The 20,178-nt window shown below is 49.8% G+C and carries 12 protein-coding genes and 3 pseudogenes; 3 read left to right on the top strand and 12 right to left on the bottom strand.

The window, feature by feature from the left end; genetic code table 11:
* Positions 1-142: 142 nt before the first annotated feature.
* From DW085_RS06895 to DW085_RS06880, 4 genes are all read right to left on the bottom strand, one after another.
* Positions 143-2,722 carry an ATP-binding protein gene (locus DW085_RS06895; RefSeq protein WP_118491957.1) on the bottom strand — a complete coding sequence of 860 codons (2,580 nt, stop codon included), beginning with the start codon at positions 2,720-2,722 and terminating at the stop codon, positions 143-145.
* Complete coding sequence (locus DW085_RS06890) at positions 2,697-3,383, bottom strand: DUF4194 domain-containing protein (RefSeq protein WP_117796428.1); 687 nt, start codon at positions 3,381-3,383, stop codon at positions 2,697-2,699. Before DW085_RS06890 ends, DW085_RS06895 begins: the two co-directional genes overlap by 26 nt.
* A 3-nt stretch (positions 3,384-3,386) precedes the next feature.
* Positions 3,387-4,802 carry a Wadjet anti-phage system protein JetA family protein gene (locus DW085_RS06885; RefSeq protein ID WP_118491955.1) on the bottom strand — a complete coding sequence of 472 codons (1,416 nt, stop codon included), beginning with the start codon at positions 4,800-4,802 and terminating at the stop codon, positions 3,387-3,389.
* A 192-nt stretch (positions 4,803-4,994) separates the two neighbouring features.
* Positions 4,995-5,897 carry a LysR family transcriptional regulator gene (locus tag DW085_RS06880; RefSeq protein WP_107000149.1) on the bottom strand — a complete coding sequence of 301 codons (903 nt, stop codon included), beginning with the start codon at positions 5,895-5,897 and terminating at the stop codon, positions 4,995-4,997.
* A 275-nt stretch (positions 5,898-6,172) separates the two neighbouring features.
* Between DW085_RS06880 and brnQ the strand changes: the two genes are divergently transcribed.
* Positions 6,173-7,558 (top strand): branched-chain amino acid transport system II carrier protein, encoded by a 1,386-nt coding sequence (brnQ, locus tag DW085_RS06875; protein WP_118491953.1) that lies wholly within the window; start codon positions 6,173-6,175, stop codon positions 7,556-7,558.
* A gap of 28 nt (positions 7,559-7,586) precedes the next feature.
* Positions 7,587-8,602 (top strand): annotated as a pseudogene (locus DW085_RS06870) (ABC transporter substrate-binding protein).
* 190 nt (positions 8,603-8,792) lie between these two features.
* Here the strand turns inward: DW085_RS06870 and DW085_RS06865 are convergent.
* Positions 8,793-9,961, bottom strand: a pseudogene (locus tag DW085_RS06865) (D-alanyl-D-alanine carboxypeptidase family protein).
* A gap of 669 nt (positions 9,962-10,630) precedes the next feature.
* Between DW085_RS06865 and DW085_RS06860 the strand changes: the two are divergent.
* Positions 10,631-11,941, top strand: coding sequence for a polysaccharide deacetylase family protein (locus tag DW085_RS06860; protein WP_243033952.1), 1,311 nt, complete (start codon positions 10,631-10,633; stop codon positions 11,939-11,941).
* 141 nt (positions 11,942-12,082) lie between these two features.
* Here the strand turns inward: DW085_RS06860 and DW085_RS06855 are convergent, their stop codons facing one another.
* The 7 genes and pseudogenes from DW085_RS06855 to DW085_RS06825 all read right to left on the bottom strand — a co-directional run bounded on the left by DW085_RS06855 (position 12,083) and on the right by DW085_RS06825 (position 20,114).
* Positions 12,083-13,018, bottom strand: a complete 936-nt coding sequence (locus DW085_RS06855; protein ID WP_022359817.1) for a GTP-binding protein — start codon at positions 13,016-13,018, stop codon at positions 12,083-12,085.
* Positions 13,019-13,036: 18 nt separating this feature from the next.
* Positions 13,037-14,266 carry a CobW family GTP-binding protein gene (locus tag DW085_RS06850; RefSeq protein ID WP_118491949.1) on the bottom strand — a complete coding sequence of 410 codons (1,230 nt, stop codon included), beginning with the start codon at positions 14,264-14,266 and terminating at the stop codon, positions 13,037-13,039.
* Positions 14,267-14,510: 244 nt separating this feature from the next.
* Positions 14,511-15,845 (bottom strand): MATE family efflux transporter, encoded by a 1,335-nt coding sequence (locus DW085_RS06845; protein ID WP_118491947.1) that lies wholly within the window; start codon positions 15,843-15,845, stop codon positions 14,511-14,513.
* Between the two features lie 433 nt (positions 15,846-16,278).
* Complete coding sequence (locus tag DW085_RS06840) at positions 16,279-17,106, bottom strand: metal ABC transporter permease (RefSeq protein ID WP_118491945.1); 828 nt, start codon at positions 17,104-17,106, stop codon at positions 16,279-16,281.
* Positions 17,107-17,253: 147 nt separating this feature from the next.
* Positions 17,254-17,955 (bottom strand): annotated as a pseudogene (locus DW085_RS06835) (ABC transporter ATP-binding protein); the annotation flags it as partial.
* 88 nt (positions 17,956-18,043) lie between these two features.
* The gene (locus tag DW085_RS06830) at positions 18,044-19,255 is read right to left on the bottom strand and encodes a zinc ABC transporter substrate-binding protein (RefSeq protein ID WP_182430819.1); all 1,212 of its coding nucleotides are present in this window, start codon (positions 19,253-19,255) and stop codon (positions 18,044-18,046) included.
* 175 nt (positions 19,256-19,430) lie between these two features.
* Positions 19,431-20,114, bottom strand: a complete 684-nt coding sequence (locus DW085_RS06825) for an HAD family hydrolase (protein WP_118491941.1) — start codon at positions 20,112-20,114, stop codon at positions 19,431-19,433.
* Positions 20,115-20,178 lie beyond the last annotated feature (64 nt).

Below are 20,178 nucleotides of genomic sequence, written 5' to 3'. Positions count from 1 at the left end.
AAGAGAGCGCGATCTGGCTTTTCTTTCATCACAAACTTGTAGGTATCGTTGCCAAACGGCATATGGCGCAGTTCGCGGTTGATCGCGTCCATCTCACGTTTTGCCTCGCGGACATTCTCGTCAATCTCCGCCACGAAATCGTTCATAAACGCGCTCTCCAGCCGTCCTGCCTGCTCCTGCAGCTTCTGCTGGGCTTCCTCCACCTTGACGTGCGCCAGGTTCCGGTATTCTTCCCGGTACCACGGGATGTAACCGATGCCGCGCTTTCCGACGTCGATTCCCGCCAGGCGGCAATACGCCAGCTGTGCGTCCTCCAGCTGGCGCTCCCGCTCTGCCAGCATATTTTTGCTCTTGTCGATGGAAGCTGTGTCGTCACGCGGAGCGTGCCGCGCTTCTCGCTTTCGCGGTTATATTCCTCCAGCATCGCCTCTTTGAGTTCCATGTTGACAAGGCATTTTTCCTCATATGCCTTCTGGCATAAATAGATCTCCGTGCTGATACGGCCCAGTGTTCCTTCGCAGCCCTTTAAATCATTCTTACAGCCGCCGAGCTCACTCTGGTTCTGGTTCACACTCTCATTTGCCTCGCGTGCCAGCCGTCCCGCCGTCTCCAGTTCTTTCAGGACTGCGGTAAAGTCCGGATTTGCCTCGATCTCCTCGCGGTCCTTTACCAGGCTGTCCCTGCGCTTTTTGCAGTCCTTCAGCCCATATGCCGCGCCGAAATCGTAGTGTCCGCCGTCCCAGTCGATCTCCTTGATCGCATCACGGTATTTGATAACCTGTGAAAGTGCCTCTTTATCGACCCGCTGAACCACCTGTAATTCTTCCAGTTCTTTTCTGGACTGTTCCAGCTGACAGCGGATCGCGTCTGCGCCGAGACACAGCTCGGTCCGTCTCATATCCATCATCGCAACCGCATAGCTCTTCGCCAGCATGCCATCCCGCATGAGTCCGCCCTTCGGGTATTCATGCAGCTCTTCCAGATTTTCACAGAGATGAATGCCGTTTAACAGATAATTGGCGTAACGTCTCGCATAGACGTTCGGAATCCGTAGAATCTCCGCCGCGGAACCTTCCACCGCCTCTGTTTCCGGAAGCTTATCCGTGATCACGACATTTCCATCATAGATCCTCTCTTTCTGTAAAATCTGCATCGCCTTGTGGCAGTGCGCGCCGTCCACGATGATATAGAAACGCTTTCTTCCCAGAAATGTCTCAACCGCCTTTCTCCACTCCGGAGCGGTCACCTCCTGGACCAATTCGGCAAAAATGTGGACCTCGGTCTGGATACCCTGTTTTTCTAACCCTCTCTGAATCTTATTCCGGGCATTTTCCACCTCCGCCGGGAACACAAGGATATTCGATTCCAGACGGCGGATCTTCTCCTGCAGCGCCCCTATCTCTTTTTCGCGCTCTTTACACTGATCCTGCAGGTGGATCTTATTTTCCTCATAGATGCCATCCTGACGGTGCACCTTCTCGCGGAATGCGTCAAACGCCTCCCGCTTCTTCGCCGTCTCCCCATCCGCCTGTTCCAGTGTCTCCAGATAGGTGTTTTCCGAGGATAAGGACGGAAGATCTGCTTCCAGAAGCTTGATAAGCGCGCTTATCTTCTTCTTCAATTTCAAAATCTGCGCCAGCTTGTCCTCCCAGTTCTTTTTCTCACGATCCGCTTCCTCGATCTGGCGTTTCAGGGAATCCATGCTTTCCTGCATTCCCTTGACCATATCGTTATTTTCTGCAATTCGCAGGCGTTCCTGTGCGGCTTCCTGCTGTCTTGCGAGCTCTCCCGCCCGCTCGGTCAGGCGCCCGTACTGGTCTTTTAAAGCCTGATAACGGTTTTTCGTCTGCTTTTCTTCCTCTTCCTTCTCCCGGAGCGCCTGATACGAAAGCATCAGCTCCCGGATGCGGAGTACCCGCTTTTTCTTCTCGTATTCATCACTCTGGCGAAGCACCTCTTCGAGCTGGATTTTGCCCTGTCTGAGACTCTCATAGAGTTCCCGCAGGCGCTCAAACTGGCGCTTCTGCTCGCGCAGTTCCTCCAGCGACTGGACTTTTCCCGGTTCCAGGACACAGTCCTGAATAAACTGGTCGATATTATTTTCCGGGTTAAATGCCATCATTTTCAGAAGCTTTGTCCGGTATTTGGCTGCGTCCACGCGGAGTCCCAGCGCCCGGAGTACCGCCTCCGTGCCGCGGTCCCGTCCCATAAAAGAGGAAAGCTTCATCGCCTCGCCATTCACTGTCAGCTCATTTTTCGGCGTGATGCGGAGTGCATTTCCCTCAATCCGTGTAAAATCGATATCGTCAATCGCCGCCCCTGGACAGATAAACCAGCTGCTGACCGGCTTGCCAGACTCACTTGGAGACTCAATGCATACTCCGACCGTGAGCGGCACTCCCAGCGTCGGATCGGAAAATTCCATCGCAATATAGCTGACAACGCTGCCATTTCTCAAATAACGCGCCTCGCCATTACTGCGCGTGTCGCCGCGCACATAGCCAAGCACCGTCCGGTCTCGGTCCTTCGCCGCCTTGTTAAACTGCGTGTTGCCCGTCAGGAGATAGGTCATCGCATCAAGCACCGTCGATTTTCCGCTTCCGTTGACACCGGTCACCAGGGTCGAACCTTCCAGCTCGATACAGACATTCTGGAAACGCGACCACTGGACCATCAAAAGTTTTTTCGCCGATTTCCTATTCATGATCGTCTGATTCTTCATCGCCGTCTTCCTCCTCTTTTGTCAGCTCCGTTTCCCATTCGTCCTCACGGCTCCACTTTTCCTGCATCCGCCGGTTGACATTTTCCACAAATTTGCCAAACTCCTGTGGTTCCAGCACAAACTGCATCGACGGATAAAGACAGATCCGGCAGTCCTCCTCGCCGAGCTTTCCAATCACCTGCAGAAGCTGATATTTGGTAAACAGCGTCAGAATCGATGCAAAACTGCTCTTGTCAATCTGATCCCGAATGCCGTATTTTTCCATCTCATAGCGCAGATCGGTCACCGAAATCTCAATATTTTTCGAAAGACTTCCAGAACGCACCCGGTCCGCATAGAGAGTCCAGAGGCAGCATAAAACCACACTCTCCATCTTTTTGAGTGTCACATGGTTGATCTGCAGTTTTCCATTCTCGCCGAGATCCCGGCAGTTCTGCAGCATAATCACACCATTTTCCCGGTCAATTACAATATCGTATCCGATATATCCCAGGTACGCTGAAAATGGTTCCGAACGCTTGGAGACAAAATAGTACGCTTTTTTGCTGTCCTCGTCACGGTCGCGCACGATAAAGGTCTGCTTCAGAAGACGCCTGACACTTTTCTGGAACATGTCCTTCTCAGAGGATGTATATTCATTCCATATTTCTTCAAATCCCATGTTTTATTTCTCCTTCCGGCGTTCGATTTTAAAGCGCCGCAGAAGCATCTGCTGCGTTTCCAGATAACCATCCTCCGCCTGTATCTCATACCCATTTTCCGAACCATATGCAACCGCCGAGAGCGCGCTTAAAAGATCCCGCTTGCTCTTCATCGGAACCTCCTCGCTGGATATCTCCGTCCGATCTCCTAAAAGCGCCTCCAGATAATTCTCCATCTTATCCTTCGAATACGGGTTCTCTGCCTCCCTCTCCTGTGCCTCCCTCGCACGATCGATGTCCTCCTGTGTCATTTCTTCCAGCTCCGCATAGGTTGCCTCGCGGATCATCTGCTCCCGTCGCGGATAACGGATCGAGTCGGTATCGATAAACTCATTATTTTCCAGCAAAAACAACCCGTTCATCGACTCCGGCAGTTCTTCCTTCCAACCGAGTGTGTTCATCTCCGCCGCAATCACGCGGATCGTCTGCTCGACATGCCCGCGCACATCGCTGTCCCGGTTTTGAAGAAATCTCGCGCGTCCAATCGCAATCTGTAAATAGATATTAATTTTATGCTTGATATCCCGCATGATCTCGTCGTAATCGACTGAGAAAAACTGCAGAATCGTCTGGATCATATCCAGCACCTTATTCTCCGCCTCAATGTGTTCCAGTTCTTCTTCCTTCGCGCATCCCGCCACCAGGCCCTCAAACAGCTCCTGCCGGTTCTGCATCGCTTCCAGCTTTGACCGGATAAAGGAACGGTACATATGAATATTCTGCTGTTTCGTCAGACGCGCGTACTCGCGGATAAAATCGCCCTCACAGTATTCGAGGACGTTCTCGGTCAGACTTTCCAGGCTTTCCTCGCGCACCATCCGCTCGATGATTTTTTTGATAAAGGTCGCCAGGCGCTTGAGCGCACCGGAGAGCTGTTTCGCGTTGCGGTAGACCGAGCGCAGCGCATTGACATAGATATCCGGTTCCCACTGGTCGGGATTCTGCAAAATATTATAAATATTGAAAATATAACTTGAAAATTCTTCCCACTCCGGCTTCATCATCTTCTGGAGAAATTCTGCCAGAAAGACGCCCTGCTCCGTCATCATGATATGCTTCTCATACGTCGCATCGTCCGTGTCCTCCTCCAGCCATCCGACCTCTTTCGAGCAGAATTTGCGGATCACAGAATTGGCAAGCTGGTTGTAATTCCGGTCGGTTGTCATCTCATCGTCCAAATAATCAATGTGATTTTCCAGAAGATAGATGGCAAGCGCATCCCGGATGCGGCTGCGGGCAATGCGGTAGGTGATCTCCCGGTCATACTCATGATAAATGAGCAGAAGACAGTCCGAATAAATGCGGTTGCTGCTGCCGCTTGCCAGGCAGTTGAAAAAGCCGATTGGGAGAGCGTCAAAAAGGTTTTTATTTATACTCACGGTGTATTCCTTCCATATATTTATCTGTATTTATGTTTCTGATTTTCCTGAATATTTCAATATCTGAAAACACCTAACTACCAGCTCTTCCAAAAAACGAAAAGCCGGCAGTCTCAGTCGTTTCTTCTTAATAATTATATACTCTATACCGGGAAAATGGCAAGGCTGGGACTGTTTGGACTTTGATTCCGGTTATTTCAAAGAGACGTTTCTTCCTTTATTTAACGTACTCACAAACTGCATCACACATTTCGTCAGCTTCGCAATGCTTTCACTTTCCTCCGCCCCCGGCTTCATACCCATTCCTATTTCCCGGATGCAGGTCGGGGAAACCGGAACGCAGTAGACATCTTCCGTATTTCCGCGGATCATCAGTTCAGACATCATTGAAATGCCCAGTCCTTTTCCCACCATGCGGATCACCGTCTCGTCATCCACATAGACGGACTGCTCCTTTGCCCTGACTCCCTCTTTTGCAAATGCGGCGTGTACATCGATGTCAAACCGCCCGTAAGGCATCAGGAAATCTTTTCCTTCAAATTCACGCAGCGGAAATTCTTTGCGCCCATTTAAGGGATACTGCTTTGGCAGAATCGCATACAAAAGTTCATGATACAGCGGAATCCACTCGCATTTCGGTTCTTTCTGTCTGCTCGCAAAAATGACATCCGTCTTTCCGCTCTGTAATAATTCAAATGGTTCCAGCGCATGATCGACCATGCGGAGATCAACGTCCACCTTCGGGCAGAGGCGGCGGAACCGGTATAAAATCTCCGGCATCCAGTACATCGCGATGCTCGCATATGCCGCCACACGGATCGACTCCTCCTGCTGTTCCCGCACCGCCTGAATCTTATTTTCCAGGGTGGCATTTGCCTGCAAAAACTGGCGGATATCCGGCAACAGGTTTTCTCCCGCCTCCGTCAGCGCGATGCCGCTGTAACTGCGGCGGATCAACGGAAATCCAATCTCACGCTCCAGGCTGTCCACCAGATGGGTCAGCCCCGACTGCGTGTAGCCAACTACCTCGGATGCTTTCGAAAAACTTCCAAGATCTACCGCCGTCATCAATATTTCCAGTTTTTTGGCATCCATGCCGCACCTCCTTTTAGAATATTACATTTTGTCATATTTCTATTATAAACTAGATTTTCACAAACCACAAGGAAGGCTTTATAATGATGATTAGAAAAGAGTTTTCAATTGTTACTGTTCACGGGTAGGCACTTTTGGAACCGAAAGTGCCGTAAGAAAACGTGGTGGCAGCAGGAATTTGCCGTATTTAAATGCGAAGCCACGGCAAATTCCGTTACTGGACACGTATGCGTGAACAGTAACTTTCAATTCTCATGTAAAAGGAGTGAGTATCTATGACGCAGACCTGTCTTTCCCATAAGCAGCGGCTTTTAGTTGCCGGAACATTATTCGGCATGTTCTTCGGCGCCGGGAATCTGATTTTTCCGGTACATCTCGGTCAGCTTGCCGGACGCCAGTTTCTCCCGGCAGCGATTGGATTTATTCTGACTGCCGTCGGCATTCCGATCCTGGGTGTTGCCGCGATCGGAAGCACGCATTCGGAGGGACTTCAGGATCTGTCCCGCCGCGTCGGACACAGATATAGCTATTTCTTTACCTGTCTGCTCTACCTGACAATTGGACCGTTTTTCGCTATTCCGCGGTGCGCTACGACCTCCTTTACCGCCGGAGTCAGACCCCTTTTAGGAACACAGCTTTCCGAACAGACTATGCTGTTTTTGTTTTCGCTGATCTTCTTTGGGCTGGTGTTTGTATTTTCCATTCGCCCAGGCAGCATCACGCTCTGGATCGGAAAAATCATCAATCCGCTGTTTCTTCTGTTTCTAGGCGTTCTGATTGTGACTGCCCTGCTTCATCCGAGCATCGAGGTTTCAGCGGCAGTTCCCGATGCCTCTTATCAGAATGGAGCTTTCTTTTCCGCGCTCTCCCAGGGCTATGAAACCATGGATGCGATTGCCGGACTCGCATTCGGGATCGTGGTCATTTCGGTTATCCGCCAGATGGGCGTGCGGGAAGATTCAACCATTGCAAAAGAGGTTCTGCATTCCGGTATGCTGGCTGGGCTTCTGATGGCATTTATCTATCTGCTTACCATCCTGATTGGAGTACAGTCACTGGGACAATTCGAACTTTCAGAAAACGGCGGCATCGCCCTCTCCCAGATTGCAGACTACTACCTTGGACGGATGGGCACCTGGATCCTCGCCATCGCGATCACGTTCGCCTGCCTCAAAACCTCCATCGGGCTTGTAACGAGCTGTGCGGAAACCTTTGTGAAACTGTTTCCCCATGCCCTTTCCTACCGTGCATGGGCGGTCGTTTTTACCCTTTTTTCACTCATTGTGTCAAATGTAGGACTGTCCGCTATCATCACTTACTCGGTTCCTGTTTTGATGCTGATTTACCCGCCAGCCATCACGCTAATTCTCCTGGCGCTGGTTGGAAATGCATTCCAGCATAACAAAAAAGTCTATGTCTGCGTTACCATTTGTTCCTGGGCAGCTTCTATCTTTGACTTTTTAGCAGCTCTGCCGGACGAAATGCAGTCTGCCCTAGATCTGGAACCCGTCATCGCATTTGCCAGACAGACGCTTCCGCTGTTTGATTTGAACCTCGGATGGATTCTGCCGTCGCTTGTCGGGCTTTGTATTGGACTTCTCTGGAGACAGAAAGAAAAATCAGCAGACCGCTCACACCTTCCTGTATTTCCCATATCTTAATAGTATGAACGAACCGCAGGAGGCAACCATGAAACGAACTAAATTTGCAGCTGCCCTGGCTGTGCTCACTCTGCTTACCACCCTGACCGGGTGTGGACAGGCGAAGGAGGCGGACGGGGCGCTTGAACCGGTCACACTCAATGAGGTAGCCCACTCGATTTTTTATGCGCCACAGTACGCCGCGATCGAGCTGGGCTATTTTAAGGATGAAGGCATCGCTCTGACACTCGTAAACGGTGCCGGTGCCGACAAGGTTATGACCTCGCTCATCTCCGGGGATGCCGATATCGGATTCATGGGCTCAGAGGCAAGTATCTATGTCTACCAGGAAGGTTCCGCCGATTATGCTGTCAATTTTGCCCAGCTGACCCAGCGTGCCGGAAACTTTCTCGTTGGACGAAGTGCCGAACCAGACTTTTCCTGGCAGGATCTGAAAGGCAAAAAGGTGCTTGGCGGGCGCGCGGGTGGAATGCCGGAAATGGTCTTTGAGTATATTTTAAAGAAAAATGGCATCGATCCAAAAAATGACCTGACAATCGATCAGAGTATCAATTTCGGGCTGACAGCGGCGGCGTTTACGAGTAATGATGCGGATTACACGGTCGAGTTCGAGCCCTTCGCCACCACCCTTGAAACCGAAGGAAATGGCACCGTTGTCGCCTCGCTCGGCGTCGATTCCGGTTATGTCCCCTACACCGCCTACTGTGCAAAGCAGAGCTATCTAAATAGGCATCCGGAAATTATCCAGTCGTTCACGAATGCCATCCAGAAGGGCTTAGCTTACGTCAACTCCCACAGTGCGGACGAAATCGCCGAGACAATCCAACCTCAGTTCCGGAAACAGACCGCGCGGCAATCGCCCGCATCGTTGAACGCTACAAAGCGCAGGACACCTGGAAAAATGATACCATTTTCCACAGGGACAGCTTTGAGCTTCTGGAAAATATTCTGGAAGAAGCAGGTGAACTCAAGGAACGGATTCCTTATGAAAAACTGGTAACGACCACGTATTCTGAAAAAGCGGCTGGATTGCAGAATGAATAACCAGCAAAAAAGAATGTGCCTTGGCACATTCTCGCGCCGAGCGCGGTCGCTTGCGACAACCTACATCTTCGCGCGAGTGCGCATCATTGGCACGTTAGTGCCTTTTTGTGTAATAGGGAATTCCAAGGAATTTCCTATTACACAAAAAAGCTGTCGTGTATCACTATTCAAACATGACAGCTCTTTATTTCTATGCCGCAAACACTCCCATTACCTTCTTAAAATAGTCCCAGAGTCCCGCTTTCTCCACCGTTTCTGCCGCTTCTATCTCCACACTTCCCAATTCCCGTCCATCCAGCCGGTAGACCAGATGTCCGATCACATCACCTTCCCGAACCGGCGCTTTGCGGGATTCTTCCATCATCCACTCTTTTTCGATTCCATCCAGATTCTCTCCTCCCATCGAAAGGTAAGAAAAGGTTCCCCGCAGACGCCCTGCAACCTGTTCCTGGATGCCGCCTGCCACCGTCGTTTCCGGCACAGCTCCCGGATTTTCATCTTTGTAAAGATGACAATTTGCAAACCCATAATTTAATAATGTGACCGCATCCGCAAACCGCGCCTTATAATCCGGTGCTGCCAGAATGACGGCAATCAGATCAACGCCATCTTTCCGCCCGGTTGCGGACAGGCAATATTTTGCCAGCGATGTAGAACCTGTTTTCAGTCCCGTCACCTCAAAATTTGTCACCATTTTCAGCAGCTTATTCGTATTGGAAAGTCCAAATTCTTTCTCTCCCTGCTTGGTCCGGTGCGTTATATTTTCCGTCCAGATCGTTGAATACTGAAAAATTTCCGGATACTTCGTGATCAATTCCCGCGACATGAGGGCAATGTCGCGCGCCGACATCGCGTGCGTCGTAGACGCCGTCAGACCACAGCAATCCTCAAACTTTGCTGTCTCCATTCCAAGCCCTTTCGCCCGCTCGTTCATCATCGCAACAAATGCCTCCTCACTGCCGCCGATATACTCTGCCATTGCCACACTGGCATCATTTCCCGATGCAATGACGATGCACTTGATCAGCGTTTCGACCGTCTGTACCTCCCCTTCTTCCAAAAACACCTGGGATCCCCCCATAGATTTCGCATGCGCGCTGGTCGTGACCTCATCTTGCAAATGAATTTTTTCCGAATGTAACGCATCAAAAATCAGAAGCAGCGTCATAATCTTCGTCACGCTGGCTGGATTTCGCGCCTCGTCCGCATTTTTTTCGTACAAAATAGTTCCGGTGGAGGCTCCATAAGGATCGCCTCCGGTGCCTGGACGGGAAGCTCAGCGGCATTTTCTGCTGCCTGCGCTGTCTCTGCGGTTACTGAAACGGGAATCCACAGTTCCTCCGCGTAAGATGTGAGCATACCATTTCCCCCCAATTTACCAATTCCAAGCTGTATGCCTGACACACATTCTCCCATCGTAAGCACAACCGCTACACCAATCGCTGCCAGCCCTCTCCAAGCATTTTTGTTTAAATACACTCTTCTCCTGTCTCTGCCCCCTTCGTCCCAACACATACATCCTTTTTCCCGAAACAGCTTCTTTTTCACAAACCAACACCATTTTTCCACACGCTTCCATTTCAAATACCACGCCTCTCCCTGCATGATACATTTTTCATTCATATCTTCCTCCGCCTGCACATACTCTCTTCTCAAGATATGGCATATCCGCCCGTCCCTATGCCAAAGAGAATTGTAAGAAACTGTCATAGACCACCTTTCCTTTTTATGGTATACTATAAGAACACAGACAGGCTTATAAAAACGTTTTCCGCTCTCTTTCTTGCTGTGTCGAGTCGGTGGCAAACTTTCTCGGCCTGTTATTACTATCTGACGCAAAAAACGACAGATAAATATGAATAAACAAAAGGTGAAAACTATGATGAGAAGAAATTCCTCCCTTGGAAGCGTTGGATTTTCTGCACGTGGCGGACGTTCCAGGCGACGGCACGGCGGTTCCTCCAACTTCCGTATTTAATTTTAATCGGCATTCTGATTGTACTGCTTGGAATTGCCGCGTTCCTCTGGGTGCGCCGCTCTCCGGCAGCACATGTATCTTCGGTTCCAGCGTCAACCGAAACGGATTCTGAAAATGGAGTAATTTCCCTTGATAATGCATCTGCACCTGCTGATGACAGCCTCGAGGGTGTCATCGCTCAGGCAAAGCTTCTGGCAGACGGTTATGACTATGACGGGGCAATCAATCTCCTGTCCAGCAGTACATACGCATCTGACGAGTCCGTGACGGCAGCGATCGACGAATACAACGCCACCAAAGAAACACTGGTGCGCGCTGATCCGCGCAAGGTAACGCATGTATTCTTCCATACACTGATTATGGATACCTCGAAAGCATTTGACGGCGACAGCCGCGAAAAGGGTTATAATCAGGTCATGACGACCAAGGATGAATTTATGAAGATTCTCCAGTCGATGTATGAGCGCGGTTTCGTTCTGGTACGTCTGCACGATGTAGCATATGAGGTGACCGCAGAGGACGGTTCCAAGCATTTCCAGGAGGGCGATATCATGCTTCCGGAAGGTAAGAAGCCGTTCGTCATGTCACAGGATGATGTCTGCTACTACGAATACATGGATGGAGATGGCTTTGCCTCCCGTATGATTATCGGCGAGGATGGCAAGCCAACGAACGAGATGAAGATGGACGACGGTTCTGTTTCCGTCGGTTCCTATGATCTGGTGCCGTTACTGGATGATTTCATCAAAGAGCATCCGGATTTCTCCTACCGCGGCGCAAAAGCGTGCATTGCTTTTACCGGTTACAATGGCATCCTGGGCTACCGCACCGATTCCGCCTACAATACTGACGAGTACAAAGCGGAACACCCGGATTTCAACTTTGAGGAAGAACGCGCCAACGCAGCAAAAGTCGTCCAGTGCCTGCGCGACGACGGTTTTGAAATTGCCTCCCACAGCTGGGGACACCGCAACATGGGTACGATCTCCATGGATAAATTCCGTGAAGATACCGATAAATGGGCAAATGAAGTCGAAACGCTGACCGGTCCGTGTGATATCATCCTCTTCCCGTTTGGAAGCGATATTGGGGACTGGCATCCGTATGATACAAGCAGCGAGCGCTTCCAGTACCTGTACAACAAGGGATTCCGTTACTTCTGTAACGTAGATTCCTCCCAGTATTTCGTCCAGATCGGCGACGATTATATGCGACAGGGGCGTCGAAACCTCGACGGCTACCGGATGTATTACGACCTTCCGGAAAGTGGAGTCGGCGGCGATCATTTGAGTGACCTGTTTGATGTCAACGAGGTATTTGACCGGTCAAGACCTACTCCGGTGCCGAAGATGACGGAGTAAGATAAAGCTGTAATCCAATTTTAAATAAAAGAAAGAGAAATCGAGCATTTGTTCGATTTCTCTTTCTTTTTTAAAAACCCCGGAGTCTTCCACACTCCGGGGCACACCTTTTCATTCAAGCACAGCTTTCCGTTGCAAATCTTAGAACTGCACAATCTCCTCAATCGGCTCTGCCTTTTCCACGTAATCTGCATAAAGCATCGGACCTTCGCCCTCATACTCCGGCATATACTCATATTCTACGCGGGCACGTACTTTGACCCAGTCTTTCGTCTCAAGCAGACGGGCATTTTTTGCCTTGCACATGAAACCTAAGAACGTCATATCTGCCTCGCAGCAGGTCATCGCCATACGTCCAGGAACAAAGTTGTTCTTCGGGAAATCCGGGGTTTTCAGTACCATGCCGGTAAATTCAACGGTCTTTCCACGGTAACGGTCCGGTTTATCCATCGCATCAATATACCAGATACCATATGCCTCCGGCGGAATCTCGATCACTTCGGCATTGACATCAAATGGAAGATCCGCTTCGGTCACTTCCTCAATTTCGCCCTCTGCGTCCTCAAATACGATCTGAACCTGCGGGTTCATGCCCTTTAAAGTACGGCGGTATACATCCAGATCCTCGATCTCGTCGCAACGGTTCATGATAATCATTTCCGTGTTGCGGACCATGGCACCAATCAATGGTTTCATGTTCTGCAGGTATAAATCAAATGTGGAACCATCGATGATCGTAATCTGCTGATACAGATCCCAATCGTTCGGAAGTTTCAGGGCATCCAGATTCCACATACCGTTCCACTCCATCAGAACTCGCTCCGGATTGTAAAGGAGTTCCAGATCCTGTAGGTATTCCGGCGTCAGCTTTTCCGCTTCCTCTATATAGACAACCGCTGTATGAGTCTGCTTTAAAAGCTCCTCATCATACTCTTCCTCGCCCTCTTCGCAGACAATCAGAAGTGTTTTTCCTTCGGTCTGGAAATAATCCTGCTGCATTGTAAATTTAATAAACTGGGTTTTTCCAGCTTCCAGAAAACCATTGATGAGAAACAACGGCATCTTATCTTCATTCATAGTTCATTCTCCTTGTATTTACGCGTTGAACGCTGCCTTCAGACCCTCTTCGTCCAGCTCGGCACCGATCACGCACACCTTTCCGGTAAAATCCGGTGCTCCCTCACGGATCTCAGCCTGCTCCGGAACCATATCAAAATGCAGCCATACGCCCTTTTCTTCACTCGGAACCATGCCTTTCGCACGCAGAACCTCGCCGTATTTATCACCATAAGCCAGATCATCCAGAATCTTCTGCAGATCTTCTTTCTTCATCACGCCGACATTCTCCAAGCCCCAGCTTGTAAATACATCATCTGCATGATGGTGTCCTTCGTGATCGTGGTGGTGGTCATGGCAGCCACAGCCACACTCGTCATCATGGTCGTGATGATGATGCTCATGGTCATGATCGTGACAGCCACAGTCATCATCATGGTCATGATGATGGTGCTCATGATCGTGATCATGACAGCCACAATCGCAGTCATCGTCATGGTGATGATGCTCGTGATCATGATCATGGCAGCCACAGTCGCAGTCATCGTCATGGTGGTGATGCTCATGATCGTGGTCATGGCAGCCGCAATCGCAGTCATCGTCATGATCATGATGGTGATGATGCTCATGCATATGCTCTCTTGCCTCTTTCATCAGCTCCTCTGCCATATCATCTTCCTGCTCAATCATCTCAAGAAGCTGTGCACCGGTCAGCTCGCTGCATGGAGTGGTCACGATGGTTGCCTTTGCATTGTGCTGGCGAAGCATCTCAACCGCACCCTGTACCTTCTTCGGATCCGCTACATCGGTACGGCTTAACACGATCGTGCCTGCATTTTCGATCTGGTTGTTGAAAAACTCACCGAAGTTCTTCATATACATACGGCATTTGTTGACATCTACCACGGTAACCGCACTGTTTAACATAACCTCAATCTCAGAAGCTACATTTTTTACTGCATTCATAACATCAGACAACTTGCCGACGCCTGACGGCTCGATGATAACACGATCCGGCTGATATTTGGTCAGAACTTCCTCGAGGGAACGTCCAAAATCGCCGACCAGGGAGCAGCAGATACAGCCGGAGTTCATCTCACGGATCTCGATGCCAGCGTCTTTTAAAAAACCGCCGTCAATGCCGATCTGTCCAAATTCATTTTCAATCAGAACGACTTTCTCGCCTGAAATTGCTTCTTTTAAAAGCTGTTTAATAAACGTAGTCTTTCCTGCACCCAGGAAACCGGAAATAATATCAATCTTTGTCATTTTACTTACCTTCTTTTCTGTACAAATGTGTACTGACTGTAAATCATTGTCCGCCCGGTACCTGGCATCCCGGCAATGCATAGCTTTACATCGCCCGAATCTGCCGAAGTTCCGATCAGCCACTTATTATTTTACACAAATACCTAGTAAAGTCAAGCATCGGCAAAATCCCGTTACTGGGCGCGTGTGAACAGTAACGTTTTTAGCCTCACATATATGCAGCCTTTTTGAGACCAAAACCGCCCTATAAAGACACAGTAATCGTCCGCTTCCAGCTCGCCCCAGCATACACTGCCGTGATAAGCTCTGCCAGCCAGAACGCGTGCCAGACACCGGTAGGACCGATGATCCGGCTGAGCACAAATGCGATCGGAATGATAATCACGGCATAGCGCATCAGGGAAATTTTCAGAGATTTAAGTCCCATTCCAAGTCCCTCAAACGCGCCGGAAGCAATGACGGAAACCGTTGACATGACAAAGCCCGGGCTGATGAGCCGGAGCGCCGTTCTGCCGATCTCCACCGTCGAAGGCGTCTGCGTAAACAGCCCCATCAGGAAATCCGGCACCAGCTCGCCAAGCAGGGTTCCCGCTGTCATGATAATGCCAACAATCATGAAGGCCGCGCGGAAGATCTTTTTCACCCTCTCCTGCTCGCCTGCACCGTAATTGTAACCGATCAGCGGGCGCATTCCCTGCACCACGCCGCTGGCTCCCTGATAAAGCAGTGCCTGCAGCTTGTAGTAAACACCCAGCACCAGAATATATACCTGCGAAAATGGTGCCAGAATCGCATTGAGCGCCGTCAGAAGCAGGGATGTCAGCGCCATATTGAGTGTTGCCGCGATTCCGACTGAATACATACCGCCGCAGATCTCCTTCGACGGACGCATTTCCCGCAGCGAAATCTCCACATTTAACGGTTTCACATGGTTTAAAATCAAATAAAACAGCAGCGACGCCGTCTGCCCGATTCCTGTCGCCCACGCCGCACCGCGGATTCCCAGTTCCGGCATGGGGCCTAAGCCAAAGATAAAGATCGGGTCCAGCACGATATTGACGCCGCATCCAATCAAGACGGCTGCCATCGATATTTTCATTTTTCCAACCGACTGGTAGACCTTTTCATATGCCATTCCCATCGTGTCGATCGTTGAAAACAGAAATACATTGCAAAAATACGTCAGTCCGTAGGAAATCGTTACCTCATCGCTCGTAAACATCCGCAGGAAATACGGAATCACCGCCATTCCTAAAATCGTTAAAATCATTCCATGTAAGGCACTTAAAAATACTCCCTGCGATGCTGTCTGGTTCGCCATCCGTGTTTTTCCTTCGCCAAGGCGTCTCGCCACCATCGCATTGATACCAACGCCAAACCCAACCCCGGCTGCGTGCGCGAGGTTCTGGATCGGATAGACAAGCGAAACCGCCGTCATCGCGTCCTCACTGATCATTGCCACGAAAATGCTGTCCACGATATTGTAGAGTGCCCCGGCGATCATCGATATGATGACCGGGATTCCCATCGAAAGCAGCAGCGGGACAACTGGTTTTTCTTTCATGTAGGTCTGATCCATTTTTCCATCTCCATTCCCTTTTTTATTTTTCACTTTTCATGAGCGTTTCTGACACATTCTTCGCAGAAAAAAACACCTAGGTTTCTTCTGCAAAGCATTTCTTATCAAATAAAAAAGAGACTACGGACTTTACTGTTTATCTCAGAAACAGTACAAACCCTATAGTCTCTTTAACGCTTAGACAAGCTATTCGATTTTCGTTTTCTATCGCCGACCAGCAACTCTGCAAGCTTTTGCTGGCGATCTGCCCATTCCGGCAACCGAATATTATTATAACCGCAAGCCATTTTATTTGTCAACCACTCCCTGGCAAATCATCGCGGCAAATTCCTGCTGCCACCACGTTTTCTTACGGCACTTTCGTTTCCAAAAGTGCCTACCCGTGAACAGAAACATGAGCATACAGAATGTGTATATTTTACAAAAAAACATCCTATTTGCGGGCAGTAACAGCTATCCCTCTCTGTATCAGTGAAAAGAGCAGAAACGCCGCCAGATCCACCACAACAACGCTCGCGCCCGCCGGTGTTGAGTACGTGTAGGACAGCACCATTCCTCCAAAGAAACAGATCAGCGACAGAATCCCCGATGCGATGACCACCCCCCGGAAGCTCTTAAACACCCGCATGGAGGTCAGAGCCGGGAAAATAATCAGACTGGAGATCAGCATCGCGCCCATCATCCGCATTCCAATCACGATCGTGATCGCGGTCAGAACCGCTATCAGCACGTTATAGAGCGATACATTGACGCCGGTCGCCTTGGCAAAGCTCTCATCAAAGGTAACCGCAAATACTTTGTTATAGCAAAAAAGATATAATCCAAGCACCACCATGGAAAGCACCGCCGCAAACTGGACATCTTCCCGGCTCATCGCGAGAATGCTTCCAAACATATAGCTGCTGACATCGGTCGTCATACCGGTTGTCAGGGAAGTTACGATAATACCGATTGCAAGCGCACTGGCCGAGATCATCGCAATCGCAGCGTCACTCTTTACTTTTCCATGTTCCGTGATCCGCAGCAGGAAAAATGCCGCCAGCACGACCACCGGAATCGAAACCTTTAAAGGTGACCAGCCTGCCGCCAGTGCAATCGAAAGGGATCCGAACGAAACATGGGATAAACCGTCTCCAATCATTGAGTAGCGTTTGAGCACCAGGCTGACACCCAGCAGAGAGGCGCAGAGAGAGACTAAAAGACCGCCGATCAGCGCCCGCACCATAAACGGGTATGATAACATTTCAGATATAATTCCCATCTTCTACACCTCCTTCTCCGCATTTCTGTCTTTCAAATGCTGTTTCGTTTCAGAATCAGTTTCCGAACCCATTTCCGGCTTCTGCATCTTTCTGATTCCATCCTTCTGCATCGGCACTCCGCATCTGTGCCCCAGAGTTGCCAACTCTTCCCGTCCCAGGAAAGAATGAGCAATCTCACTCTTCACATATTCTTTCATCGTACCCCAGAACAGCGGCTTCTGCCGCATCTGCAAAATTTTTCCTCCCTGATGCACAATATTTGCCATATCATGGGAAACCATCAGGATTGCAACCTTTTCTTCCTGATTCAGTTTCCGGATCAGCTGGTAAAAGTCCAGAATCGCCGACGGATCGAGTCCCGTGATCGGCTCATCAAGAATCAGCAGCTTATCCGTCGCACAGAGCGCCCGCGCGATCAGAACACGCTGTTTCTGACCGCCGGAAAGCTCTCTGAAACAGCTTTTTTCCAGATCACGGATTCCCAGACGATCCAGATTTGCCCGCGCCTCTTTCTTTTCTTTCATCGAATAAAACGGGCGGCTGCCGCGTTTTCCCAGGCACCCGGAGATAACCACCTCAAACACAGTCGCTGGAAAGTCCTTCTGCGCGTCGGTCTGCTGCGGCAGGTAACCAATACCGGCTTTTTTTAATTCTTCCGAATATTCAATCCTGCCCGAAGTCGGTTTTAAAAGTCCCAGAATGCCCTTCATCAGGGTACTTTTTCCCGAACCATTTTCCCCGACAATGCAGATGTAATCGCCCTCATTTACCTCCAGGTTCACATCCAGCACCGCATCCTGGTTTTCATAACCAAAACCTACATGCTCACATTTTAAGAGTAATCCCATCTATAATTCCTTTCACTACTGCTCTACTCTTCTATTGTCATAAACATTCACCATGGCTAAAGACTTTTCCCATAATCATCTATTCTTTTTATGACAATCCCTTTTTCAAGTTCTTTACGTTCTGCTCCATCAATTCCAGATAGGTAACGCCCGAATCAAACTGGTGTCTCGTCACATTGTGGCAGGAGTGGAACAACAGTGGTTCCGCGCCCGTCTCTTCCCCGATGATCTCCGCCACGCGCGGGCTGGAAAGCTCCAGGTAATAGACGGCTGGTATCTGTTCCTCCCGCACCTTATCGATCAGGTAGGCGATCGTCTTGGCACTCGGCTCCGTATCCGTACTGCATCCTGAAAATGCCGCCCTGTATTCCAGCCCATACTCATCGAAAAAGTACCGGAGTGGAAATTTATCACCGAAAACGACGAGACGGCGCTTGGCATGGGAGACAACTTCTCTGAATTCTGCATCCAATTCCGTCAATTTATCCTGATAGGACGCGCAGTTTTCCGCATAGGAAGCCGCGTGCGCCGGATCTTCCTGTGCCAGCACCTCCGCCAGCACGCCGGCCAGCTTTTTCGCATTGACCGGGGATGTCCAGATGTGCTCGTCATATTCAATCTCGACGCCGTGACCATCGTCCTCATCCAGATACTCCTGAGCGTGATCTTCATCATGAACCGCCACATCTTCCACATCATGCTCATCCTCGCTGTGAATATGCTCTTCTGTGTCGTGTTCTTCTTCACTGTAAACATGGTCCTCTGGCTCATGTTCTTCTTCACTGTGAGCATGATCTTCCGACTCATGATCGTGATCACCCGCATGAACTGTTCCATCCGCATGAACATGCGTATGTCCATGATCGTGCGCCTCTCCATCTTCCATGCCCTCGACGATCTCCTCCTGCACTACATCCACGCAGTCCATCATCGTCACGACGCGCTTCGGTCCGATGCCTTCCCCGAAGGAATCAAGCACCTGCGAAAGCCACTGTTCCATCGTACCGCCGTTGCAGACTAACAGATCTGCATTCTGGATCGTGATCATGTCCGCCGGCGTCGGCTCGAACGAATGACTGTCCATGCCCGCCGGAACGACCATCGTCAGCCGAATCGAATCCCCGGCAATCTGCCGGAGAAAATCGTAATACGGAAATAGCGTCGTCACAACGTTTAAGCGCGTATCACCAGACGCATCTGCCCCTTTTAACGGATTCGACGATGAATCAGACGATGCGGTTCCCCGCCGTGGCGTACACGCTGTAAGAACACAGGAAAAGGCAAGCAAAAAAGCAAGCATCCATGATATCCATTTACATTTAAATCCATTCTTGTGTTTTACCATATTTCTTTTTTACCCTTAACTATCTTCTATTTCAGTAAATGTTTTTCAATAAACATTTCGAATTACTATTTCAAATATCATTTTCTTTCACAACTGTTTCTCTTTTCACAGCTATGAACAAACACAGACACTACTCCATTCTTCCATGTGACTCATTCTTTTTCTTCACAATCTCCGCTACTTCCGACGGATGTGCCACAATATACTGCGGATGGCAGCCTTCCAGCTCTTCCCGGTCACGGAAGCCCCAGAGCACGCCGACCGTGTCCATTCCGGCATTCAGCCCAGTTTCCATATCTGTATTCGTATCGCCCAGATACAGACACTCTTCCTGTTTTATACCCAGTTCCCGGCAAATGGCGAACGCCCCGTCTGGAGCCGGTTTTTTCGGCGTTCCCGCCTGCTCGCCGCGCACCACATCAAAATATCCTTTCCCAAAGAATGTCTCAATATTCACAATTGCCTGCTCATGCGGCTTGTTCGAAAGGACAGCCACATGTACACCCACCTCTTTTAACGACGCCAGCAGTTCCCGGATACCGTCATATGGCTCTACGTCTTTCAGGCAGTATTTAGAGAAATTCTCCATATAAATCGGAAGCGACGCTTCATAATGAACCAGCTTCTCATCCCCCGCCAGCACCAGCGCGCGCTTCATCTGCATCCGGTATCCATTTCCCACGATCCGTTTCGTTTCCTCCGGTGTAACATGGCGCAGTCCGAATGCATCCAATGTTAAATTTGTCACATAAGTCAGCGCATAAACCGTATTTAAAAGAGTTCCATCCAAATCAAATATACATAAGCGGTACATTGCGTTTCTTCCTTTCTGTTTCCATCTTTTCTTGTAACTTTTTTGTTACTGTTCACGCATACGT

It is taken from the genome of Clostridium sp. AF50-3, assembly GCF_003477445.1.
Classification (GTDB): Bacteria; Bacillota; Clostridia; order Lachnospirales; family Lachnospiraceae; genus Otoolea; species Otoolea fessa.
Note: the sequence above shows the minus strand (reverse complement) of the source record. Positions and strands in the feature narration are given on the sequence as shown.